The organism is Pseudogracilibacillus sp. ICA-222130 (assembly GCF_037892545.1).
GTDB lineage: Bacteria > Bacillota > Bacilli > Bacillales > Amphibacillaceae > Pseudogracilibacillus.
This window is the reverse complement of record NZ_JBBKBG010000003.1, coordinates 106207-125409: the sequence shown is the minus strand read 5'-3', so window position 1 is coordinate 125409 and position 19203 is coordinate 106207. Positions and strand designations below refer to the sequence as shown.

The 19203-nt window shown below is 34.1% G+C and carries 25 protein-coding genes; all 25 read left to right on the top strand.

The genetic code is table 11. From position 1 onward, the window contains the following. Nucleotides 1-8 precede the first annotated feature (8 nt). The 25 genes from hslU to flhB all read left to right on the top strand — a co-directional run bounded on the left by hslU (nt 9) and on the right by flhB (nt 19197). Nucleotides 9-1391 carry an HslU--HslV peptidase ATPase subunit gene (hslU, locus tag WKT09_RS03270; protein ID WP_340414665.1) on the top strand — a complete coding sequence of 461 codons (1383 nt, stop codon included), beginning with the start codon at nt 9-11 and terminating at the stop codon, nt 1389-1391. A 34-nt stretch (nt 1392-1425) separates the two neighbouring features. After that, complete coding sequence (codY, locus tag WKT09_RS03265; protein ID WP_340414664.1) at nt 1426-2205, top strand: GTP-sensing pleiotropic transcriptional regulator CodY; 780 nt, start codon at nt 1426-1428, stop codon at nt 2203-2205. A 452-nt stretch (nt 2206-2657) separates the two neighbouring features. Continuing rightward, nucleotides 2658-3038, top strand: a complete 381-nt coding sequence (gene flgB / locus WKT09_RS03260) for a flagellar basal body rod protein FlgB (protein ID WP_340414663.1) — start codon at nt 2658-2660, stop codon at nt 3036-3038. Further along, nucleotides 3038-3496 carry a flagellar basal body rod protein FlgC gene (gene flgC, locus WKT09_RS03255; RefSeq protein WP_340414662.1) on the top strand — a complete coding sequence of 153 codons (459 nt, stop codon included), beginning with the start codon at nt 3038-3040 and terminating at the stop codon, nt 3494-3496. The genes flgB and flgC overlap by 1 nt, the downstream gene beginning before the upstream one ends. Before the next feature lie 16 nt (nt 3497-3512). After that, nucleotides 3513-3812 carry a flagellar hook-basal body complex protein FliE gene (fliE, locus tag WKT09_RS03250; RefSeq protein ID WP_340414661.1) on the top strand — a complete coding sequence of 100 codons (300 nt, stop codon included), beginning with the start codon at nt 3513-3515 and terminating at the stop codon, nt 3810-3812. Nucleotides 3813-3847: 35 nt separating this feature from the next. Beyond that, nucleotides 3848-5443, top strand: a complete 1596-nt coding sequence (gene fliF / locus WKT09_RS03245; RefSeq protein ID WP_340414660.1) for a flagellar basal-body MS-ring/collar protein FliF — start codon at nt 3848-3850, stop codon at nt 5441-5443. Nucleotides 5444-5455: 12 nt separating this feature from the next. Next, on the top strand, nt 5456-6469 hold the full coding sequence (fliG, locus tag WKT09_RS03240) for a flagellar motor switch protein FliG (protein ID WP_340414659.1): 1014 nt from the start codon (nt 5456-5458) through the stop codon (nt 6467-6469). Further along, nucleotides 6462-7208 carry a flagellar assembly protein FliH gene (fliH, locus tag WKT09_RS03235; protein ID WP_340414658.1) on the top strand — a complete coding sequence of 249 codons (747 nt, stop codon included), beginning with the start codon at nt 6462-6464 and terminating at the stop codon, nt 7206-7208. The genes fliG and fliH overlap by 8 nt, the downstream gene beginning before the upstream one ends. A 1-nt stretch (nt 7209) precedes the next feature. Further along, nucleotides 7210-8526 (top strand): flagellar protein export ATPase FliI, encoded by a 1317-nt coding sequence (fliI, locus tag WKT09_RS03230; RefSeq protein WP_340414657.1) that lies wholly within the window; start codon nt 7210-7212, stop codon nt 8524-8526. After that, a complete protein-coding gene (gene fliJ, locus WKT09_RS03225) occupies nt 8526-8975 on the top strand; it encodes a flagellar export protein FliJ (RefSeq protein ID WP_340414656.1) in 450 nt (149 codons plus the stop codon). The genes fliI and fliJ overlap by 1 nt, the downstream gene beginning before the upstream one ends. A gap of 4 nt (nt 8976-8979) precedes the next feature. After that, entirely contained in the window at nt 8980-9537 is a 558-nt protein-coding gene (locus WKT09_RS03220; RefSeq protein WP_340414655.1) for a MotE family protein, read from the top strand. A 33-nt stretch (nt 9538-9570) separates the two neighbouring features. Then, nucleotides 9571-10830: a flagellar hook-length control protein FliK gene (locus WKT09_RS03215; RefSeq protein WP_340414654.1), complete on the top strand. Its 1260-nt coding sequence runs from the start codon at nt 9571-9573 to the stop codon at nt 10828-10830. Continuing rightward, nucleotides 10817-11263 (top strand): flagellar hook assembly protein FlgD, encoded by a 447-nt coding sequence (gene flgD, locus WKT09_RS03210; protein WP_340414653.1) that lies wholly within the window; start codon nt 10817-10819, stop codon nt 11261-11263. Before WKT09_RS03215 ends, flgD begins: the two co-directional genes overlap by 14 nt. Continuing rightward, nucleotides 11256-11615, top strand: coding sequence for a TIGR02530 family flagellar biosynthesis protein (locus WKT09_RS03205; protein WP_340414652.1), 360 nt, complete (start codon nt 11256-11258; stop codon nt 11613-11615). Before flgD ends, WKT09_RS03205 begins: the two co-directional genes overlap by 8 nt. A 73-nt stretch (nt 11616-11688) precedes the next feature. Then, complete coding sequence (flgG, locus tag WKT09_RS03200) at nt 11689-12480, top strand: flagellar basal body rod protein FlgG (RefSeq protein ID WP_340414651.1); 792 nt, start codon at nt 11689-11691, stop codon at nt 12478-12480. A 61-nt stretch (nt 12481-12541) separates the two neighbouring features. Continuing rightward, nucleotides 12542-12760, top strand: a complete 219-nt coding sequence (locus WKT09_RS03195; protein ID WP_340414650.1) for a flagellar FlbD family protein — start codon at nt 12542-12544, stop codon at nt 12758-12760. After that, entirely contained in the window at nt 12753-13172 is a 420-nt protein-coding gene (locus WKT09_RS03190; RefSeq protein WP_340414649.1) for a flagellar basal body-associated FliL family protein, read from the top strand. The genes WKT09_RS03195 and WKT09_RS03190 overlap by 8 nt, the downstream gene beginning before the upstream one ends. Before the next feature lie 30 nt (nt 13173-13202). After that, entirely contained in the window at nt 13203-14195 is a 993-nt protein-coding gene (gene fliM, locus WKT09_RS03185; protein ID WP_340414648.1) for a flagellar motor switch protein FliM, read from the top strand. After that, the gene (gene fliY / locus WKT09_RS03180) at nt 14195-15346 is read left to right on the top strand and encodes a flagellar motor switch phosphatase FliY (protein ID WP_340414699.1); all 1152 of its coding nucleotides are present in this window, start codon (nt 14195-14197) and stop codon (nt 15344-15346) included. The genes fliM and fliY overlap by 1 nt, the downstream gene beginning before the upstream one ends. 21 nt (nt 15347-15367) lie before the next feature. After that, nucleotides 15368-15730 (top strand): response regulator, encoded by a 363-nt coding sequence (locus tag WKT09_RS03175; protein WP_340414647.1) that lies wholly within the window; start codon nt 15368-15370, stop codon nt 15728-15730. 13 nt (nt 15731-15743) lie between these two features. Then, complete coding sequence (locus WKT09_RS03170; protein ID WP_340414646.1) at nt 15744-16376, top strand: flagellar biosynthetic protein FliO; 633 nt, start codon at nt 15744-15746, stop codon at nt 16374-16376. Next, complete coding sequence (fliP, locus tag WKT09_RS03165; protein ID WP_340414645.1) at nt 16369-17034, top strand: flagellar type III secretion system pore protein FliP; 666 nt, start codon at nt 16369-16371, stop codon at nt 17032-17034. The genes WKT09_RS03170 and fliP overlap by 8 nt, the downstream gene beginning before the upstream one ends. Before the next feature lie 28 nt (nt 17035-17062). Then, entirely contained in the window at nt 17063-17332 is a 270-nt protein-coding gene (gene fliQ, locus WKT09_RS03160) for a flagellar biosynthesis protein FliQ (RefSeq protein WP_336265718.1), read from the top strand. Between the two features lie 4 nt (nt 17333-17336). Then, a complete protein-coding gene (fliR, locus tag WKT09_RS03155) occupies nt 17337-18110 on the top strand; it encodes a flagellar biosynthetic protein FliR (RefSeq protein WP_340414644.1) in 774 nt (257 codons plus the stop codon). A 1-nt stretch (nt 18111) separates the two neighbouring features. Then, the gene (gene flhB / locus WKT09_RS03150) at nt 18112-19197 is read left to right on the top strand and encodes a flagellar biosynthesis protein FlhB (RefSeq protein ID WP_340414643.1); all 1086 of its coding nucleotides are present in this window, start codon (nt 18112-18114) and stop codon (nt 19195-19197) included. Nucleotides 19198-19203: the final 6 nt, after the last annotated feature.

The following is a 19203-nucleotide window of genomic DNA, read 5'->3' as shown; positions in this document are numbered from 1 at the left end:
AATAAATAATGGATTATACTCCTAAGCAAATATTAGAAAAGTTAGACCATTATATTATTGGGCAAAAAGAAGCGAAAAAATCTGTTGCGGTAGCTTTACGTAACAGATATCGTAGAATGCTCTTAGATGAACAATTACGTGAAGAAATAGTTCCAAAAAATATTTTAATGATCGGTCCAACAGGAGTTGGGAAAACAGAGGTAGCCCGACGATTAGCTAAACTAGTAAATGCACCATTTATAAAAGTGGAAGCAACAAAATTTACGGAAGTTGGTTATGTTGGCCGAGATGTAGAATCTATGATTCGGGATCTTGTTGAAAATGCACTTCGTATTGTGAAAGAAGAAAAAATGGAAGTTGTAAAAGAAGAGGCTGAAAAAGAAGCAAATGAGAAAATTGTTTCTTTACTTGCTCCACGTAAAAAACGAGAAAAGAAAATGCAAAATCCATTTGAGATGCTTTTTCCAAATATGGAAGAAGAGGAAAAGGTAGATGAATCAGAAGTAGATGATATTTCACAAAAGAGAAATCAGCTAAAACAGTTATTAGCTTTAGGTGAACTAGAGGATAAGATGGTAATAGTAGATATCGAAGAACAATCACCTTCCATGTTTGATATGTTACAAGGATCTGGTATGGAGCAAATGGGGATGAATATGCAAGATGCATTTTCAAATTTGATGCCGACGAAAACGAAAAAACGTAAATTAACTGTTCGCGAAGCACGAAAAGTATTAACACAACAAGAAGCACAGAAATTGATTGATATGGACGAAGCGCAACAAGAAGCGGTTGAGCGGGCAGAACAGGATGGTATTGTCTTTATTGATGAGATTGATAAAATAGTTGGAGCTGATACGAACAGTCCAAGTGTATCCCGTGATGGAGTGCAAAGAGATATTTTACCAATCGTGGAAGGTTCAACCGTTATGACGAAATACGGACCTGTGAAAACGGACCATATCTTATTTTTTGCTGCTGGCGCATTTCATATTGCAAAGCCTTCAGATATGATTCCAGAATTGCAAGGGAGATTTCCTGTTCGCGTGGAATTCAATAAACTTACAACAGAGGACTTTGTGAAAATTTTAACAGAACCTTCTAATGCATTACTGAAGCAATACAGTGCATTAATACAGACAGAAGGTATAGAAGTGAAATTTACGGACGAAGCTGTTAAAAGAATTGCTGAAATAGCGTATGAAGTTAACCAAGAAACAGATAATATTGGTGCAAGAAGATTGCATACCATTTTAGAAAAGTTATTAGAGGATTTATCTTTTGAAGCACCAGAGATCAATTTAGAAGTGATAGAAATTACCGCACAATATGTTGATGAAAAATTAAATAATATCGTCAAAGATCGCAATTTAAGTCAATTTATACTATAAAACGGAATCATAATTTTGAAAGGATGAAGAAAATATGGAATTATTAGAGAGAACAAGAAAAATAAATGCATTATTACAAAAATCTGCAGGAAAACCAGTAAACTTTAATGACATGTCACGTACATTATCAGAAGTAATTAACGGAAATGTGTTCGTATTAAGTAGAAGAGGTCGTTTATTAGGTGTTGCAATTAACCAAGAAGTGGAAAATGATCGAATTAAACAAATGTTAGAAGAAAGACAATTTCCAGAAGAATACACGAGAGAACTCTTTCATATTTCAGAAACGACACCAAATATCGATATTGAACAGCCATTATCTGTTTTTCCATATGAAAATAAAGAATTATTTAAAGATGGATTAACGACAATTGTGCCTATTATTGGTGGAGGAGAACGTTTAGGAACGTTGATTTTAGGACGTTTAAGCGGTAGTTTCCATGATGATGACTTATTATTAGCTGAATATGGCGCAACAGTAGTAGGAATGGAAATTTTACAAGGAAAAGCAGAAGAAATAGAAATGGAAGCTCGAAGTAAAGCGGTCGTTCAAATGGCGATTAATTCATTATCATTTAGTGAGTTAGAAGCAATTGAACATATTTTTGAAGAGTTAAATGGAACAGAAGGTTTATTAGTAGCGAGTAAAATAGCTGACAGAGTCGGCATTACACGTTCGGTCATCGTAAATGCTCTTCGTAAATTAGAAAGTGCTGGTGTGATTGAATCACGTTCATTAGGAATGAAAGGTACGTACATTAAGGTCTTAAATGAAAGATTCTTACAAGAGTTAGAAAAGTTAAGTACGAACTAAACTGAAACGAATATCATGTAACGATTGCATGTTTTATAGGAGCATATGAGGATAACATACACCTTTAAAGTTAGAGGAAAAAATCTATCTTTAAGGGTGTTTTTTTATTGCATAAAATGACTGTGAATGTTGTTTTATTTTATGATGTATATGAGAATGACAGGAAAAACTTTGCATTACATTTCTCCTATATTGTTTCTAAATAATGAAAAATATGACGAATATATCATACTTCTAGTATCATATGTTGTTTTTGTTGGAATATATTTAGGACTTTTCGTAGCATGTAATTGGTTAAATTTGAAAAAAACTTAATTTTTTTTGAACATAAAGTGATAATCGCGAAAAAATAGTTAAAAATGATGAGAAATTAGTAGACTTTAGTCGCAATATCATCTAAAATAATGATGGTATAAAAAGATCTGAGAAAAAATTTAGATTGAGGGATTCAATTGAAACTATTTAACCAATCTTTTCAAAATTTAGAACAATCATTGCATTATGCAACAACGAAAAATTCTGTTATATCAAATAATCTTGCAAATGTCGATACACCTAATTATAAGGCACAAGAAGTAACGTTCAAAAGCATGTTGGAAGGAGAACTTTCATTACATGTGACGAAAAATAAACATATTCGTTCGAATGGAATAGCTACACCTTATAAAGTGATGAATCAAAATCGTACATCTTATACCCATAGTGGAAATAATGTGGATGTGGACAAAGAAATGACAGAATTAGCGAAAAATCAAATTTATTATCGTGGTGCTATCGACCGTCTAAATGGTAAATTTGGCTTATTACATACGGTGATTAGGGGTGGGAAGTAATGTCAGTTTTTCATGGTTTAAATATAAGTGCTGGCGCTTTAACGGCTCAGAGACTGCGAATGGATGTAGCTTCTTCCAATATTGCGAACCAACAATCAACAAGAGCAACCATGTTACCGGATGGTCAATTTGAACCGTATCGTAGGAAAATGGTCGTACTTCAACCGGAAAATCATTCATTTAAATCGTATATGAGCAAAGCACAAATTAATCAAAAAGTAACTTCACAAGGGGTTAAAGTGAGTAGGCTTGTACAAGATCAAGAGCCATTTAAAGCCATTTTTGATCCAACTCATCCAGATGCAAATGAAGAAGGTTATGTGCTTTATCCAAATGTGGATCCATTAAAAGAAATGGTAGATTTAATGGGAGCAACTCGTTCTTATGAGGCGAACATTACTGCATTAAACGCAACGAAAGATATGTTGTTAAAAGCATTAGAAATTGGTAGGTCGTAAGAAAGGATGAAGGACGATGACGAAATTAGTCGCTCTGTCTGCAATATCACCAAAAGAGCAAATAGACAAACAAACAACACAGAACATACAAAATGAATCAAAATTCCAGCATATATTTAAACAAGCATTAGAAAAAGTTAGTGCAGTGGAACATGAATCAGATGTAAAAACAAATGCCTTTTTAAGAGGAGAAACAACAGATCTTCATGATGTCATGTTAACGGCGCAAAAGGCAAAGATTACAGTAGAAGCGACCGTCCAGATTCAGCAAAAAGTAATCGACGCATATAATGATGTGATGAGAATGCAAATCTAGTACATAGAAAATATAAACAAAGTTCGGTGTGATAAATGAAAGATAAATTAAATCTATTTATGGAACAAATTAAATTATTTTGGAGTAAAACTTCCATATTAAAAAGAACATTATACATAAGTATGACAATTTTACTTATAACGGGAATTGTCGTTGTTACTGTTTTAACAAATAAGAGTAGTTTTGTTCCTTTATACTCAAATCTATCTATACAAGAGGTAGGTCAAATTAAAGAGGAACTTGATGCAAGAAATATTCAGTATGAAATAGTCGATAATGGGACGACGATTAAAGTGCCTGAAGAGCATTCACAAACTTTAATTGTTGAATTAGCGAATGAAGGTATTCCAAATAGTGGGAATATCGATTATTCGTTTTTTAGTGAAAACTCTTCATGGGGAATTACGGATAATGAATTTAACATGATGAAGTTAGATGCGATGCAAACAGAGCTTAGTAATTTGATGAAAGGTATGGAAGGAATTGAAGAAGCAAATGTGATGATTAACTTACCAGAACAATCGGTATTTGTATCTGATATGACCGAAAATGCTAGTGTATCCATCGTACTACAAACAGAATATGGTTATGAATTTCAACCGAATCAAATGAAAGGTTTATATCATCTCGTTTCAAAAGCGATTCCGAATTTACCAGAGGAAAATATCGTCATTATGAATCAGAACTTTGAGTATTTCGATCAATATGCATCAAATCAAGCAGACCATATTGGTGCAACTCAAGATGTAAAAACAGAAATTGAAAATGATATTCAAAAACGAGTACAACAAATGTTAAGTGCCATTGTTGGGGTGGATAAAGTAATAACATCTGTAACAGCTGATATTGATTTTACAAATGAAAATCGTGTAGAAGATTTAGTGGAACCTGTCGACATTGATGCGATGGAAGGAATTCCAGTAAGTATTGAGACGATTCAAGAAACGTTTGAAGGTACGGATGAAATTGGTGGAGTTGCTGGCACTGGGGAAGAAGACATTGCCAATTATCCTGGAGTTATGCAAGGAGAAAGTGGCGATTACGATTCAACAAAAGAAACCGTTAATTATGAGTTTAATAATATTAAGAAAGAAATTGCAGAAGCACCATATAAAATTCGTGATTTAGGTATTCAAGTAATGGTTGATAATACGAGAATCATTGACGGAGAAGTAGTGGAGTTAACACAGCAAGAATTGAACGCAGTAGAAGAGGGAATGGCTTCTATTCTAGAATCGATGATTACAACATCCATCGATAAAACTTATGGTGAAATAGAAACAGATGATAAAATTTCTATCGTATTTCAAACATTCCATGGCCGTGACCAACTAACTGCTGATTTATCGGAAGAAAAGGCATTTCCAATTTGGCCATATATCGTTGGGGTAATCATTATGATAACGATTATTATTATTTTCTTTGTCATGCGTAGAAAACGTACAGAAGAAACGGTAGAAGAAAACGTAACGGTATCTGACATAACGACAGAAGATTCCGTAACCGTTCCAGATTTAGAAGAACAACCGAAAACAGAGCAAGACATGCAAAAAGAACAACTTGAAAAAATGGCAAAGGACAAGCCGGAAGACTTCGCGAAATTATTACGTAGTTGGATTTCGGAAGATTAGGAGGAAAGGAGTATGAGTATTAAACAGAAAAAATTAACTGGAAAACAAAAAGCAGCCATTTTGCTTATTTCACTAGGACCAGACGTGTCGGCAGAAGTATACAAACATTTATCAGAAGAAGAAGTGGAACGATTAAGCTTAGAAATATCGACGATTCAAAAAGTGGATTCGGATTTAAAAGAATCCATAGTGGAGCAATTTCATCAGATTGCCATTGCTCAACAATATATTTCACAAGGTGGAGTAGGATATGCAAAAACAGTTCTTGAAAAAGCTTTTGGTACTCAAGAGGCAACAAATATTATTAATCGTTTAACTTCTTCTTTACAAGTAAGACCTTTTGATTTTGCTCGGAAAGCAGACCCGAATCAAGTGCTTAACTTTATACAAAATGAACATCCGCAAACGATAGCACTTGTCCTATCTTATTTAGAACCTGAACAAGCCGGACAAATTTTATCTTCATTAGAGGAAGAAGTGCAAGCAGATATCGCATGCAGAATTGCGACGATGGATTCCACACCACCAGACATTATTACGGAAATTGAACACGTGCTTGAAAAGAATATTTCAACATCCTTAACAGAGGATTATACACAAACGGGCGGTATTCAATCTGTTGTAGAAGTGTTAAATGAAGTAGATCGAAGTACAGAGCGGACTATTTTAGATACATTAGAAATCCAAAATCCTGAATTAGCGGAAGAAATTAAGAAACGTATGTTTATCTTTGACGATATTGTTATTTTAGACAATCGTGCCATTCAACGTATTATTCGTGAAGTGGATAATGAAGACTTGAAATTATCGTTACGTGTCGCAAGCGAAGAAGTAAAAGAGGTTATTTTTCAAAATATGTCGCAACGTATGGTGGAAACATTTAAAGAAGAAATGGAATTTATGGGGCCAGTACGATTACGAGATGTAGAAGAAGCACAAACACGTATCGTTGGGACGATTCGCCGATTGGATGAAATTGGGGAAATCGTAATCGCCCGTGGTGGAGGAGACGATATTATTGTCTAATCTAAAGCAAAACTTGGAAAACAAAAAAGTAATTTCTATTAAAAAAATTCAAGCGAATAATCCACAAGATAAAGACATACGTAGTCAGCGTCGTTCTAAAGATGTCATCGAAAGTGAAATTAACATGTTGGAACAAACCTTAGCTACACTAGAACAGCAAAAGGAAACGTCTATCCAAGAGTTAGAAGCCTATATTGCTGCAGAGAAAGAGCGGATTGCCAATGAAAAAATCAATGTATTTGAACAGGCAAAACAGCAAGGTTATAAAGAAGGGTATATCGATGGTGAAAACGAAGCGAAAAATGAATACCAAACTTATTTGGATGAAGCGAATGACATTGTTCGAAAAAGTGAACAAGATTACATAGCGACAATTGAAAAATGCTCTACTACAATTATTCAGTTAGCCATGCATGTGGCGGAAAAAATCATAGATAATGAAATACAAACGGGTGAACATGTGATGAAGGGCATAGTAGAAAAAGCGGTACAACATGTAAAAGATACTTCAACTATATCCATTTATGTTCATCCGACACATTATGCGTCCTTACATGCGCAAAAGGATGAATTAGAACAATTGTTAAATGAAGATGAAATGCTTTATTTATATGTAGATTCGAACTTACAAGAAAATGATTGTATGATCCGCCATCCATTTGGACAAATTGATGCTGGTGTGGATACACAGTTGAAACAAATTAAACGTGCGTTACAAGAAAAGGTAATGGAGAATTAATATGGATTTTGATACGTGCATACAAACGATTAAAGAGATAGATACATACAAATATTACGGGAAAATTACTCGTGTTGTCGGTATTATGATTGAATCATTAGGACCAGCAGCAAATATTGGAGAAGTATGTATCATTCATCCTGAACATAAAAGCCAATCACCGATATTAGCGGAAGTTGTTGGGTTTCATCACGAGCAAATCATTTTAATGCCTTATACAGAAGTGTCTGAAATTGGACCTGGTTGTCTAGTTGAAGCGACCAATCAACCTTTAACAGTGAAGATTGGTCATAGTTTAATTGGACATGTAGTAGATGCATTAGGATATCCATTGGATCGTAGTATTTTACCGAAAGGATTAAAAAAAGTTTTCACTGAAAATGAACCACCGAATCCAATGAGTCGTCCACCGATTGATCAACCGATCCAGGTTGGTATTCGAGCAATTGATTCTATGTTAACAGTAGGGGAAGGGCAACGCATTGGTATTTTTGCCGGTAGTGGAGTTGGAAAAAGTACATTATTAGGGATGATTGCCCGCAATAGTGCAGCAGATATCAATGTTATTGCATTAATTGGAGAACGTGGGCGTGAAGTACGGGAGTTTATTGAAAAAGACCTCGGTGAAGAAGGATTGAAAAAATCTATTATTGTTGTTGCGACTTCTGATCAACCAGCATTAATGCGAATTAAAGGTGCATATACTGCAACAGCGATCAGTGAATATTTTCGTGATCAAGGATATAAAGTGAATTTAATGATGGATTCTGTTACACGAGTTGCAATGGCGCAACGGGAAATAGGATTGGCAGTAGGCGAGCCACCGACGTCTAAAGGATATACGCCATCCGTATTTGCCATATTACCTAAATTGCTAGAGAGAACAGGCACAAATGAACAAGGAACCATTACAGCATTTTATACCGTATTGGTGGACGGTGATGATATGAATGAACCGATTGCAGATGCAGTTCGAGGAATATTGGATGGTCATTTCGTTTTAGAGAGAAGATTAGCTGAAATGGGGCAATTTCCAGCAATTAATATACTGAAGTCTGTTAGTAGAGTAATGCATGATATCGTTTCACCAGCACATCGTACAACGGTACAAAAAATAAGAACGTTGATGGCGACATATGAAGAAAATGTTGAATTAATTCAAATTGGTGCATATCGGTATGGTACAGATCCTAAAATAGATGAAGCAATCACATATTATCCGATTATTATGGATTATTTAAAACAAGGGATTGACGAACAAGAAAATTTCGAACAATCAATTGAAAAATTACATCTTATTTTGGCAGGTGGGCAGTAATGGATAATGTGGCAGTATTGCAAAAGGTGTTACAAATACGAGAACAAGAAAAAACGATTGCTCAAAAAGAAAAAAATGAAGCGACTGTTTTATTTGAAAAACAAGCAACAGCGTTATATGAATTATTAAAAAAGAAAGAACATGCAGAAGTATTGATGAATCAATATATGCAAACATATACTTCGATTGAAAAAATTAAAGAACAATCGATGTTTATACAATCTATGACGAGAAAAGCGTCCACATTACAACAAAATGTGCAACAAGCAAGGGAAAAAATGCTAGAAAAACAAGCATATTTAACAGAAACACATATTGAAATGAAAAAAATAGAAAAACTTATTGAACGAAAGCAACAGGCAAGACAGGAAGAACTGATACGAAAAGAAAATATTTTAATGGATGAACTGTCCATCCGACAGTTTACAAGTTCGATTCAAAATAGGTGAAAATATGACAAAAGAAAAAAGGAAATCTCCAATTCTATTCATCATATTTGCGATTATCATCCCGTTAATGTTAACCGTGGGGATTGTGTACATTGGATTAACTTTAGTTGGCATTGATGTCAAGGATAAATTAGCTGATGTACCAGTTGTTTCTTCTTTTATTAAGAGTAATGAAGTCGAACAACTAGAAAAAACAATAAAAAAACAAGAAGATTTGATTGCATCAAAAGATGAAGAAATCAATGATCTATCGAAAGAGGTAGAAAGTTTACGGGCAATTGCAGATGACTTAGAGTTAGATTTAAAAAAGAAAGAAAAAAGTGAGCAGAAAAACGAGAAAGAAAACACAGAGCGTGAAGAAGACGGAAATGACGCATTAAAAAGAGCCGCATCCTCTTACAGGAAAATGGAACCGGAAAATGCTGCTGCAATTATAACGCAAATGAATGACCAAGACGCCATTCAAATTCTATCCAACATTCCGAGTGATGTAAGAGGAAATATATTAGCTGAAATGGAATCAAAAAGAGCTGCTACATTGACAAAGTTAATGATGCAATAAAAGTTTTTTATGATATGGAAGGGGGTGAATGGAATGGAAATTATGCAAGTATTCACACGAACGAATACGAATATCCGGCATAATGAGTTGGATATAAATGAACAAGACACTAGTTTTAAAACATTTCTCCTAGCCAATGAAAAAGAAGATGTAGATGAAATATTTATAAATGTAAAAGAAACAATGGTAGAAAGTGATGGAGAGGAAACAACCGATCATCCTATCGGTGAGTATGATGAAACATATGAGCTAGACAGTTTGATTAAGGACGACATATATGAAAATATCGATATTTTCATGTATCAACCTACTACTCATATGTTGGTAACAAACAGTGACACATCGATTGATTTCGACATACAACAAAATAGGTATGCTTCCAAAAATACATTGGATGATGTTGTAGATACTTTTCCAAACATATCAAAAGAAGAAATGATGCAACTGTCTAATGAAATCATTCGTTACATACAAACGGAGACGGTACATGAACCTTCATCTTTGCAACAACTACTCGTTGTATTACAAAAGGTGAATCATTTGTCCATGGAAGATAAAGAAGTACTTTTGCATCAATTAGATCAGTTAGAAGAAAAAAAGATTTCAGAGACAGGTAAACTTTTAGTGAAAACATTTGAAAAACGTACAGAGATGACGACACAAAACAAGTATCAAACAGATGCAATAGTGACGAAAAATACTATCGCAAATTGGTTAGAACAAGCTTTTCTGCGATATGATACCGCACCAAGTAATCAACAAATAAACGATACAGTAACGTCAACCCAAATAAGTAGTCCAACGATGGTACCAATAGATGCAGTACAGCAATACGATATACATATTCGTCAGATAGGAAAGGTAGAAGAAATATCTGAACAGCTCGTATCAAAATTAACGACAGTCATTCAAAAGAGTCCTATGTTCAAACAGGATGGAATGATGCCGCTACAATTACAAATTAATCCAACACAATTAGGCCATATTACGATAAGAATGTCGGAGGTAAATGGAGAAATGCGAGTTGAATTGTTGGTGACATCCAATGCAACGAAGAAAATACTTGAGAGTAACATACATCAATTAAAACATCTATTTTCTCCGCATCAAGTAATTATTGAAAAGGATCCAACTATTTCTGAGGAGGAATTCTTTTCAAACAATGAAGAGGACCTAAATGAAGAAGAACCAAAACAAGAAAAAGACGAACGAAAAGATGAAAAAGCTCCGTCGATGGATTTTGAGCAATTATTGCAACATTTAGGAGAGGAGGAAGAAAATGACAAAAATTGATTCAGATTTATATATATCTAACGTACCGAAAGACCGTGCACCTAGTTCCGAACTAGGCAAAGATGAATTTATAAAAATTTTAATGACACAATTACAAAACCAAGATCCATTAAATCCGATGGAAGATCGTGATTTTATTGCACAAATGGCGACATTTTCATCTTTAGAACAAATGATGAATATGGCAAGCTCCATTGATACATTAGTGCAAAATCAATTAGTATCTCCGGTTATTCAATATAGTCATATGATTGGAAAAGAAGTGACCTATGAATCCATCGATGAAGAGACGAATGAAAAGACGATTGTCACGAGTGTTGTCAATGCAGTTAGTTCCCAAGAAGGTTGGGCTATTTTAGAGTTAGAAAACGGCCAAAAAGTTTTTGCTGATGGAATTTTAAAAGTAAAGGAGGTAGGTAAAAAGGATGCATAAATATATACATCCAATACAGCAGCATTATGTACATCACTCGGCAACTAAAAAACAGCCAATAGTGAAGACAAGCTTTCAATCCATTTTTGAACATGTTTCTGGATTAAAAGTGAGTAAACATGCCAAACACCGTATGCAAGAGAGAAATATTCATATAACAGATCAAACGTGGAGAAAGATTGAAACGAAACTTGATGAAGCGAAGAACAAAGGTGTGACAGAAGCTCTCGTCGTTTTAAATGATGCGGCACTTATCGTTAGCGCAAAAAACAATACGGTCGTTACAGCATTACATAAAACAGAAGCGAATGATCGAATATTTACTAATATTAATGGAACGATTTTAATATAGCTGGACTCTGTTAGGAGAGGCTATCCACTATGGAATGATAGACATAGTGAATAATAATGAAAGAGGGAAAAATATGTTACGTTCAATGTATTCTGGAATTTCAGGTATGAGAGGATTTCAAACAAAATTAGATGTAATTGGGAATAATATTTCAAATGTAAACACGTCAGGGTTTAAAAAAGGACGAGTTACCTTCCAAGATATGATGTCACAAACGACAAGAGGAGCACAAGCTGCGGAAGGTGGACGAGGTGGAATCAATCCAATGCAAGTTGGTTTAGGATCCCAAGTTGGTTCAGTAGATAATATTCATACACAAGGGTTCTTACAATCTACGGGGCGTCCATTAGACGTTGCCATTGAAGGGGATGGCTTTTTTAAAGTATCTGATGGTGAAAATGTTTATTACACACGTGCAGGTAATTTCTATTTAGATGATGCAGGAAACGTCGTAACAGCGGATGGATATTTTTTATTACAAGATGATAATAGTACGATTCAAATCGATCCTAGTACAACACAAAGCTTTAGTATTGCAAAAAATGGGGATGTCAACATCGTAACAGCGGATGGTACAAATAGTGATCAAAAAATTGGAATAACTATTTTTGCTAACCCTGAAGGTTTAGAGAAGGTCGGAGGCAGTTTATATATGGAGTCACAAAACTCTGGGGAAGCACAACATGGTGCTCCTGGAATGAATGGAGCAGGAGATCTTGCAGCTAGTTCGTTGGAAATGTCGAATGTTGACTTAGCAGAAGAGTTTACAGAAATGATCGTATCACAACGTGGTTTCCAAGCGAATACAAGAATCATTACGACTTCAGATGAAATTTTACAAGAATTAGTAAACTTAAAACGATAAATGGAGGAGGTAGAGTTGTAGCAATACCTATATAATTGGTATTCGCTACAACTCGCCAAATATGATTGAATTAACTAGATTAAACGGAGAAACATTTTATCTAAATCCATTTATGGTGGAGCAGGTACAATCATTACCAGATACGACGATTACATTATTAAACGGGAAAAAATTCGTCGTACAAACGAACAAAGAAGATGTTTTGCGAAAAATATTGGAAATGTATCAACAAGTAGGGATGATTGGCTTTCAAACGAAGCAGGTGAATCAAGATGAGTAAAGCATTAAAAATAACTGTGATCTCTGTTGCATCATTACTTGCCATTGCAATGATTGCCGTCGTTGCCGTACTTTATTTCAACAACAATCATATTGAAAGTAAAGAATTATCTATTGATGAAATGAATGAATTTTCCTATGAAACTCCAGAGGTAACGACAGATTTAAAAGATGGTGTATTCGTCCGTATTCAATTCCAATTAATTATGGATAGCAAAGCTAGTTTAAAAGAAATTGAAAAACGTGAATTCCAAATTAAAAATCTGTTAATTAAAGAATTGGCAGTAATGACAGAAGAAGATTTTAATGAAGGTTTAACCGATTTAGAAAAAGGATTACAAGAAAAATTAAACGAGATGATGACAGAAGGAACAATTAAAGACGTATATACAATAAGTAAAATTATGCAATAAATGATTGCTCCGTCATGGAGGTGATGAACATTGTCTGAAGAAATTTTGTCACAGACAGAAATAGATGCTTTATTATCAGCTATTTCATCTGGAGAAATGGATGCAGAAGAATTAAAGAAAGAAGAAGAAGATAAAAAAATAAAAGTATATGATTTTAAGCGTGCATTGCGTTTTTCGAAAGATCAAATTCGAAGTATATCACGAATCCATGAAAATTATGCAAGGCTATTAACGACCTTTTTTTCAGGTCAATTAAGAACATATGTAAATATTTCTGTTGCCTCTGTGGACCAAATTCCATATGAAGAATTTATACGTTCCATACCAAAAATGACAATTTTAAATGTGATTAGCATGGAACCTTTAGAAGGTAGAATTTTGATGGAAGTGAATCCAAATATTGCTTACAGTATGATGGATCGGTTGCTAGGGGGGAAAGGAAATAGTCATGTTCAGCCAAATAGTTTAACGGAAATTGAGACGACTATCATGACTCAGATGTTCGAAAAAGCTGTTGTAAATATTCAAGAGGCTTGGTCAACGATCGTAGAAATCGACCCAATGTTGGATGAATTTGAAGTGAATCCACAATTTTTACAAATGGTTTCGCCAAATGAAACAGTTGTAGTTGTTTCTTTGAATACACAAATTGGTGATGTATCAGGAATGATTAATATTTGTATTCCACATATCGTGTTAGAACCAATTATACCTAAATTATCTGCCCACTATTGGATGGAGTCCGTAACAAAGGAACGTGATCCTGAAAAATATGCCATTTTATCGAAACATATGGAAAAAGTAGAATTAGAGGCAAAAGTTATTTTAGGTCAATCAACTATGACGGTGAATGAGTTATTGCAATTATCGACAGGGGATGTCATTAGTTTACATCAAAAGATTCAAGACCCGTTAACATTAGAAGTGAATGGAGAGCCAAAGATGCATGTTCAAGTTGGAACGGTACATAAAAAAGTAGCAGTACAAGTGATGGATCATATCGAAAGGAGGAGTTTATCGTGATGGATAACAAATTAACACAAGAAGAAATAGATGCTTTATTAAATGTAACAGATGATAGCACTTCTGATATCACATATGAAGATGAGAGTAATACATATTTAACTCCTCTTGAAATGGATGCACTGGGGGAAATTGGTAATATTTCTTTTGGAAGTTCAGCAACGACATTGTCGACTTTATTAAATCAAAAAGTGGATATTACGACACCGACTGTTTCATTTGTAAAAAAGACAGGGATGAAAGAGGAATTTCCATATGAACATGTCAGTTTACAAGTAGATTATCGTGATGGTTTTGATGGGGAAAATATTTTTTTAATGAAAGCGAAAGATGCGGCAATTATTTCAGATATTATGCTTGGAGGCAATGGTTTACAACCAAATGAGGAATTATCTGAAATTGAATTAAGTGCAGTACAAGAAGCGATGAATCAAATGATGGGAGCTTCAGCAACGAGTATGTCTACAGTATTTAATAAACGTGTTGATATCTCACCGCCACAAGTAGATTATAAAGATATTGATAAATTAGAGGAAGTGGCAAAAGGAAGTGGCGAAGATGTATTTGTGCGAGTTGCTTTTAATTTAAAAGTTGGAGATTTAATTGATTCGAATATTTTCCAACTGATCCCATTAGATTTTGCGAAAGATTTAGTCAATCAATTACTTGAACCTACAGAAGATTCAAGTAATCAAGAGGCAAATATGAGAGAAATTGCTCAACAAACTGACAGAAATGGCACACAAACAGAAGTTGAAACAACGCAAATGGAGCAACCGACATCGACTCAATCGGAACCACAACATATTGGTAATCATATTGCACCTGACTCGACGATTCAACATGCAGCATTTGAAGCTTTTGAACCAACACCCCTAAATCAAACGAATAAACGAAATTTAGATATGCTTTTAGATGTACCACTTTCAGTTACAGTTGAATTAGGGAGAACGAAGCAAACGGTAGAGGACATTTTAGAGTTATCTCAAGGTGCAATTATTGAACTGGATAAACTAGCAGGAGAGCCTGTAGATGTTTTAGTGAATAATAAATTAATCGCTAAAGGAGAAGTCGTTGTAATTGATGAGAACTTTGGTGTAAGGGTGACAGATATTGTCAGTCCAAAAGATCGTTTAATGAAATTAAATTAATAGATAAAGGTGGAAATAACGATGGCACAAAAGGTATTAATCGTAGATGATGCAGCATTTATGAGAATGATGATCAAAGATATTTTAGAGAAGAATGGTTATAACGTTGTAGGTGAAGCTGAAAATGGGAGTATTGCAGTAGAAAAATATAAAGAATTAACTCCAGATTTAGTGACAATGGATATTACAATGCCTGAAAAAGATGGTATTCAAGCTTTAAAGGAAATTAAAGAAATAGATCCAAATGCAACAATTATTATGTGTTCTGCAATGGGGCAACAAGCGATGGTAATTGACGCCATTCAAGCCGGGGCAAAAGATTTTATCGTAAAACCTTTTCAAGCTGATCGTGTAATGGAAGCTGTTTCGAAAGCATTAGCATAAGAGAGTGATACAAATGAAAAAGATCGTTGTAGCAATGATGTTCATTTGTTTACTTTTTCCTGTTGCTACATACGCGAATAATGTGTCACCGAATGTAAAAGATTGCATGGAGCAAAATGGGGATTGTGAGGAATTACAAAGTCCGACAAGCATAGAAATAGACGGATCAAATGATATGTTGTTACAAGATAGTGAGCAACGATCTCCTTCTTTTTTTATGAATATAATCAAAATGATCTTTGCACTGTTTTTAATTTTAGCATTATTGTACATTATTCTTCTATTTTTAAAACGGAAAAATTACACAAATGTTCAGCATGGAAATATACAAAACATAGGCGGATTAGTTTTAAGTACGAATAAATCTGTACAGTTGATCAAAATTGGTGAAAAAGTTTATATGCTTGGTGTAGGCGATAATGTTCAATTATTAGAAGAAATTACAGATGAACATACGATTCAACAATTAGAAAAAACAGCAGAAGAAAAAATGGATCCATCCAATTATATTCCATCCTTTCTTAAAAAAGATAAGGAAAAGGATGAATCAAACATGGCAGCAACTTTTAAGGAAGAATTAATGAATTGGTCAAAAAATAGACAAGATTTATTTAAAAAGAAAGTGAAGGATGAGCGAGATGAATGATTTTATAAATATGTTCTCTAGTACGGATCCTTCACAAGTTTCTACATCGGTGAAATTAATTATTTTACTAACCATTTTATCTATTGCACCAGGTATTCTAATATTAATGACGAGTTTCACGAGAATTATCGTTGTATTATCATTTGTACGAACATCTCTTGCTACTCAACAAATGCCACCGAACCAAGTATTAATTGGTTTGGCATTATTTTTGACGTTTTTTATTATGGCACCTACGTTTAGTGAGGTGTATGATGAGGCGTTGCAGCCGTTATTTAACGAAGAAATGACACTTGATGAGGCATATGATCATGCAAGTATACCGATAAAAGAGTTTATGGCTCAACATACTAGGCAAAAAGATTTAGCGCTATTTTTAAATTATACAGGAACGGAAAATCCCGAAACATTAGAAGACATCCCGTTAATGACATTAGTACCGGCATTTGCAATTAGTGAACTAAAAACAGCCTTTCAAATGGGGTTCATGATTTTTATTCCATTTTTAATAATTGATATGGCTGTCGCAAGTATTTTAATGTCGATGGGGATGATGATGTTACCACCTGTGATGATTTCTTTGCCATTTAAAATTTTATTGTTCGTTTTAGTAGATGGATGGTATTTAATTACGCATTCCATTTTACAAGGTTTTTGACCGTATGAAAAAAGAAGGTGTGTAAGGATTGAGTAGTGAATTTGTATTAACACTAGCTGAAAGAGGTATTATCACGATTTTACTAGTTGCAGGTCCGATACTGTTATTAGCTTTAGCTGTTGGATTAGCGGTTAGTATTTTTCAGGCGACAACACAAATCCAAGAACAAACGTTAGCTTTTATTCCAAAAATAATTGCTGTGTTAGTTGGTGTCGTGTTTTTTGGTCCCTGGATGTTGACAAAACTAGTGCAATTTACGACGAATATATATGAAAATATGCACTTGTTTATAGGGTGAGTAAATGTTAGATTTATTACCTTTATCCATTCTACCAACATTTTTATTAGTATTTGCGCGGATAACGAGTTTCTTTTTAGTCATGCCGCTTTTTTCATATCGAACAATTCCGACTATGTTCAAAATTGGATTTGCTATTTTTTTAAGTATGATTATTTCTTTACATATCGATGTTGTGATTACAGACATTGATTTTACATATTATTTATTAATCATGAAAGAGGTCATCGTAGGGTTAATGATTGGATTTATTGCATTTATGATTTTATCTGCTGTGCAAATTGCTGGGGGATTTATTGACTTTCAGATGGGTTTTGCTGTAGCAAATGTGATTGACCCACAAACCGGTGCACAAAGTCCGCTTATTGGCCAATATTTTTATATCATTGCTTTGCTATTTTTACTTTCTGTTAATGGACATCATTTATTAATTGATGGGATGTACAATAGTTTCCAATTCATTCCAGTCGATGCATTCATTTCGTTTAGTGATATATTTGCATCGTTTACCATTCAAACATTTAATAAAATGTTTTTAATTGCTTTTCAAATGTCCTTACCAATTGTAGGCTGTCTTTTTTTAGTAGATGTCGCTTTAGGGATTGTTGCAAGGACCGTTCCACAATTAAATGTTTTTGTGGTTGGACTACCTTTAAAAATCATAGTTAGTTTTCTCGTTTTATCTTTTTTTATTTCTCTATTTATAAATGTAACACGCTTTTTGTTTGAAACGATGTTTAAAACGATGCGTGATTTAATGATCATTCTCGGAGGGTAACATGCGTCTACAATTAGATTTACAATATTTCGCTGGTGAAAAAACTGAAAAAGCAACTCCGAAAAAACGAGAAGACGAACGTAAAAAGGGACGCGTCGCTAAAAGCGCAGATGTGAATACTGCTTTATTGTTATTAGGCTCATTCATTGTTTTATTTGCTTTTGGTGGATTTATTAAAGAACAGATGGAAAGTTTATATTTTACAACATTTACAAAATATATCCATATGGAATTAAATACAAACACCTCGCAAATTATTTTAATCGATGTATTAAAAAGTTTTGCTTTTATTGTGTTTCCAGTCATGCTAGTAGCCATTGTTGTTTCAATTGCAGCAAATTTATTACAAGTTGGTTTCTTATTTACGACAGAACCATTGAAATTTGATTTGAAAAAAATCGATCCAGTGAAAGGGGCGAAACGAATTTTTTCTGTTCGTGCCTTAGTGGAATTATTGAAATCATTGTTAAAAATTACGTTAATTGGGGCAACAACATTTTTCGTTATTTGGATGTACAAGGACGACATGATGATGTTGGCGATGAAAGAACCAGAAAATGCAGTACAATTTTTTGGTCAAGTAACGATTATTATGGGGATTGCTGCGACGATATTATTACTTTTTTTAGCTGTACTCGATTATATGTATCAAAAATATGACTTCGAAAAAAATATTCGAATGTCGAAACAAGACATAAAAGACGAGCATAAAAATATAGAAGGGGACCCATTGATTAAATCAAAGCTTAGAGAAAAACAACGACAAGTTGCAATGAGTCGGATGATGGCAGAAGTACCAAAAGCAGATGTTATTATTACAAACCCTACGCATTATGCAATTGCATTAAAATATGATGAAGCAGTTGTCTCCGTTCCATATGTCGTTGCAAAAGGAACAGATGATGTCGCTCAAAAGATAAAAGAAATTGCAAAAGAACACGATATTATGATCGTTGAAAATCGCCCTTTAGCTAGAGCATTACACGATGAAGTGGAAGTAAATGACGTTATACCTGAACACTTTTATAAAATGGTTGCAGAAATATTAGCGTTCGTATTCCAACAAGAAAATAGAATGAGTAAGTAAGGAGTA

Bases quoted from the DNA above. Each gene is read 5' to 3' on its own strand.
- hslU (WP_340414665.1), top strand. From the start codon at position 9: ATGGATTATACTCCTAAGCAAATATTAGAAAAGTTAGACCATTATATT.
- codY (WP_340414664.1), top strand. From the start codon at position 1,426: ATGGAATTATTAGAGAGAACAAGAAAAATAAATGCATTATTACAAAAA.
- flgC (WP_340414662.1), top strand. From the start codon at position 3,038: ATGTCAGTTTTTCATGGTTTAAATATAAGTGCTGGCGCTTTAACGGCT.
- fliE (WP_340414661.1), top strand. From the start codon at position 3,513: ATGACGAAATTAGTCGCTCTGTCTGCAATATCACCAAAAGAGCAAATA.
- fliF (WP_340414660.1), top strand. From the start codon at position 3,848: ATGAAAGATAAATTAAATCTATTTATGGAACAAATTAAATTATTTTGG.
- fliG (WP_340414659.1), top strand. From the start codon at position 5,456: ATGAGTATTAAACAGAAAAAATTAACTGGAAAACAAAAAGCAGCCATT.
- fliI (WP_340414657.1), top strand. From the start codon at position 7,210: ATGGATTTTGATACGTGCATACAAACGATTAAAGAGATAGATACATAC.
- fliJ (WP_340414656.1), top strand. From the start codon at position 8,526: ATGGATAATGTGGCAGTATTGCAAAAGGTGTTACAAATACGAGAACAA.
- WKT09_RS03220 (WP_340414655.1), top strand. From the start codon at position 8,980: ATGACAAAAGAAAAAAGGAAATCTCCAATTCTATTCATCATATTTGCG.
- WKT09_RS03215 (WP_340414654.1), top strand. From the start codon at position 9,571: ATGGAAATTATGCAAGTATTCACACGAACGAATACGAATATCCGGCAT.
- flgD (WP_340414653.1), top strand. From the start codon at position 10,817: ATGACAAAAATTGATTCAGATTTATATATATCTAACGTACCGAAAGAC.
- WKT09_RS03205 (WP_340414652.1), top strand. From the start codon at position 11,256: ATGCATAAATATATACATCCAATACAGCAGCATTATGTACATCACTCG.
- flgG (WP_340414651.1), top strand. From the start codon at position 11,689: ATGTTACGTTCAATGTATTCTGGAATTTCAGGTATGAGAGGATTTCAA.
- WKT09_RS03195 (WP_340414650.1), top strand. From the start codon at position 12,542: ATGATTGAATTAACTAGATTAAACGGAGAAACATTTTATCTAAATCCA.
- WKT09_RS03190 (WP_340414649.1), top strand. From the start codon at position 12,753: ATGAGTAAAGCATTAAAAATAACTGTGATCTCTGTTGCATCATTACTT.
- fliY (WP_340414699.1), top strand. From the start codon at position 14,195: ATGGATAACAAATTAACACAAGAAGAAATAGATGCTTTATTAAATGTA.
- WKT09_RS03175 (WP_340414647.1), top strand. From the start codon at position 15,368: ATGGCACAAAAGGTATTAATCGTAGATGATGCAGCATTTATGAGAATG.
- WKT09_RS03170 (WP_340414646.1), top strand. From the start codon at position 15,744: ATGAAAAAGATCGTTGTAGCAATGATGTTCATTTGTTTACTTTTTCCT.
- fliP (WP_340414645.1), top strand. From the start codon at position 16,369: ATGAATGATTTTATAAATATGTTCTCTAGTACGGATCCTTCACAAGTT.
- fliR (WP_340414644.1), top strand. From the start codon at position 17,337: ATGTTAGATTTATTACCTTTATCCATTCTACCAACATTTTTATTAGTA.
- flhB (WP_340414643.1), top strand. From the start codon at position 18,112: ATGCGTCTACAATTAGATTTACAATATTTCGCTGGTGAAAAAACTGAA.